The sequence below is a fragment of the Bacillus sp. B25(2016b) genome (genome assembly GCF_001679765.1).
GTDB lineage: Bacteria > Bacillota > Bacilli > Bacillales > Bacillaceae_G > Bacillus_A > Bacillus_A thuringiensis_K.
In genome coordinates, this window is sequence record NZ_CP016285.1 from 223812 (window position 1) to 226853 (window position 3042).

Below are 3042 nucleotides of genomic sequence, written 5' to 3' on the forward strand. Positions count from 1 at the left end.
AGGGCATAGCTGGGTAGCTATGTGCGGAAGGGATAAGTGCTGAAAGCATCTAAGCATGAAGCCCCCCTCAAGATGAGATTTCCCATAGCGTAAGCTAGTAAGATCCCTGAAAGATGATCAGGTTGATAGGTTCGAGGTGGAAGCATGGTGACATGTGGAGCTGACGAATACTAATAGATCGAGGACTTAACCATATAATATGTAGCAATGTTATCTAGTTTTGAAGGAATATGCCTTCAATAGTTTGGTGATGATGGCAGAGAGGTCACACCCGTTCCCATACCGAACACGGAAGTTAAGCTCTCTAGCGCCGATGGTAGTTGGGACCTTGTCCCTGTGAGAGTAGGACGTCGCCAAGCAATCTTAAGACGAGTCAGAATGACTCGTCTTTTTTGTGTTTCTAACTTCTTATCAATTTCAAATGTAATTTAAATTCTTGAATACTCCGTATGCCTCTATGGTTTTTTGGTATATCTATATAATTTTTCATTCAATTTCTTTCATGATTTTTGATATGCTATTTAAGATTTTCTGTTTTATTTCTTAAAGATAGGATTCATCAGTGTGTTAAAATAGTACAGTTGTTTTTAATGTACTTTAATATAAGAAGATTTAAGTTAGAAAAGGAGATAATATGAAAAAGATAAGTATAATTACTATAGTAGTCTTAGTCCTGCTAGTAATCGTGTATATGTTAGTTGGAAATTATTTTTATAACTATGCATTAAATGCGAAACAAGAAAAGGAATTTTTGCAAGATAATCCTCATTTAGTAGAAACGGTAAGTGCATCGGGAGATGAATTGGCTGCAAATGAAGAAAAGAATGCAAACTTCGTATCGAAGTATAAACCTAACACATTAACTATACGTTCTTTCGATAAATTAAATTTAAAAGGTTATGAATATATGAATGAACCATCTAGTCATAAATGGGCAATTGTAGTTCATGGATACAATGGTAGAGCATCAGAAATGACGAAATATATTCGTAATTTCTATGAACAAGGCTATAATGTCATAGCACCAGACCTTCGTGGGCACGGAAATAGTGAAGGGGATTATGTTGGTATGGGCTGGCATGATCGTAAAGATGTGTTAATTTGGATTCAACAAATCTTAAAGAAAGACCCTAATGCTGAAATAGCTCTATTTGGTGTTTCGATGGGCGGGGCAACTGTAATGATGACTTCAGGAGAAGATTTACCTTCTAATGTTAAAGTTATTATTGAAGATTGTGGATACTCAACTGTTATTGATGAATTTACTTATCAACTAAAAGATTTATTCCACTTACCGAAGTTTCCTGTTATGAATGCGGCAAATACGGTTACTAAATTAAGAGCTGGCTACGATTTAGAAGAAGCTTCAGCTGTAAAACAAGTAGCGAAAAGTAAAACACCTATGTTATTCATTCATGGGGATGCTGATACATTCGTTCCTTTTGAAATGTTAGATGAAGTATATAATGCTGCAAAAGTAGAAAAAGAGAAATTAATTGTTTCAGGTGCTGGACATGGAGAAGCGGAGAAAGTAGATTCGAATAAATATTGGAATACTGTATGGAAGTTCGTAGGGAAGTATATTCCGGCATAATTAAATTTGTTGCACTTATATAGACGATAATCGGAGGGATAATAATTAATCCTTTTGATTATCGTTTTTTTGTTAATTAGGTAGTCTGCTATAAGTGTGTTTTTGTATGTACTATATGAAGGAGATAGAGCAAAAACTTTTGAATTCCTTAATCTCAGTGCTACAATGATTGAAAACTAAATGTTAATGAGGTGTTTCTATGAAAATTGAAGTATGGTCGGATTTTGTATGCCCATTTTGCTATATTGGGAAACGTAGATTAGAGATGGCTTTAGAGCAATTTCCACATAAGAAGGATGTTGAAGTTGAGTTTAAAAGTTTTGAATTAGACCAAAATGCTCCAATCTATTCTGGAACAAGTATTAATGAAGTACTTGCATCAAAGTATGGAATTAGTATTGAAGAAGCTAAGCGTAATAACGTACAGCTAGGAAATCATGCAGCTAGTATGGGTTTAAGTTTTAATTTTGATGAGATGAAGCCGACGAACACGTTTGATGCGCATCGTCTTGCGAAGTTTGCAAAGGATCAAGGAAAAGAAAAAGAGATTACGGAAAATCTACTTTTCGCATACTTCACTGAATCGAGAAATTTAAGTGATGTGGATATACTTGCTACTATCGCTGAAGTTTCAGGTTTAGATAAGCAAGAGGCTTTAAATGTTATTAATGATAAAAATGCGTATGCAAATGATGTTAGAATTGATGAAGCGATTGCTCAGCAATATCAAATTTCGGGAGTACCTTATTTTATTATTAATCAAAAGTATGCTATTTCAGGTGCACAACCACTTGAAACTTTTGTTGGTGCACTTCAGCAAGTGTGGGAAGAAGAGAATCCTGCACCTAAGTTACAAGAACTTTCTTCAGAGGGTGGAAGCGATCTTTCTTGTACTGATGGAAGTTGTTCGGTGCCGTCGAAAGAGCAATAGTTTTTATAGTAGAGTAGTACCCCATAGATAGTTCTGTGGGGTGCTTGTATATAACTATAGAAGAAATACATAAGTGAAATCTATAAAATATAAAGTTTTTTTAAAAACGTATTGACGATTATACTTTAGAGGTGTAATATAGAACAAGTCGCCGATGACAATAACATCGCAAGCGACAAACGAAATGAAAAACTTAGTTGACATTGAAAGATGAAAATGTTAACATAAGGAAGTCGCAAATGAGCGACCAAGTAGTTCTTTGAAAACTGAACGAAACAAACAACGTGAAACGTCAATTTTTATTTTAGATGCTAGACAAACTAACTTTATTGGAGAGTTTGATCCTGGCTCAGGATGAACGCTGGCGGCGTGCCTAATACATGCAAGTCGAGCGAATGGATTAAGAGCTTGCTCTTATGAAGTTAGCGGCGGACGGGTGAGTAACACGTGGGTAACCTGCCCATAAGACTGGGATAACTCCGGGAAACCGGGGCTAATACCGGATAACATTTTGAAC

The 3042-nt window shown here is 35.6% G+C and carries 2 protein-coding genes, 1 rRNA gene and 1 other annotated feature; all 3 genes read left to right on the plus strand.

Annotation, left to right across the window (positions count from 1 at the left end):
- Window positions 1–83 precede the first annotated feature (83 nt).
- Window positions 84–182: a sequence feature (23S ribosomal RNA rRNA prediction is too short), on the plus strand.
- Window positions 183–243: 61 nt separating this feature from the next.
- The 3 genes from rrf to BAQ53_RS01340 all read left to right on the plus strand — a co-directional run bounded on the left by rrf (window position 244) and on the right by BAQ53_RS01340 (window position 2525).
- Window positions 244–359, plus strand: a 5S ribosomal RNA gene (gene rrf, locus BAQ53_RS01330).
- A 275-nt stretch (window positions 360–634) separates the two neighbouring features.
- Window positions 635–1594 carry an alpha/beta hydrolase gene (locus BAQ53_RS01335; RefSeq protein WP_000723980.1) on the plus strand — a complete coding sequence of 320 codons (960 nt, stop codon included), beginning with the start codon at window positions 635–637 and terminating at the stop codon, window positions 1592–1594.
- A gap of 199 nt (window positions 1595–1793) precedes the next feature.
- On the plus strand, window positions 1794–2525 hold the full coding sequence (locus BAQ53_RS01340) for a DsbA family oxidoreductase (protein ID WP_000687935.1): 732 nt from the start codon (window positions 1794–1796) through the stop codon (window positions 2523–2525).
- Window positions 2526–3042: the final 517 nt, after the last annotated feature.

Bases quoted from the DNA above. Each gene is read 5' to 3' on its own strand.
- BAQ53_RS01335 (WP_000723980.1), top strand. From the start codon at position 635: ATGAAAAAGATAAGTATAATTACTATAGTAGTCTTAGTCCTGCTAGTA.
- BAQ53_RS01340 (WP_000687935.1), top strand. From the start codon at position 1,794: ATGAAAATTGAAGTATGGTCGGATTTTGTATGCCCATTTTGCTATATT.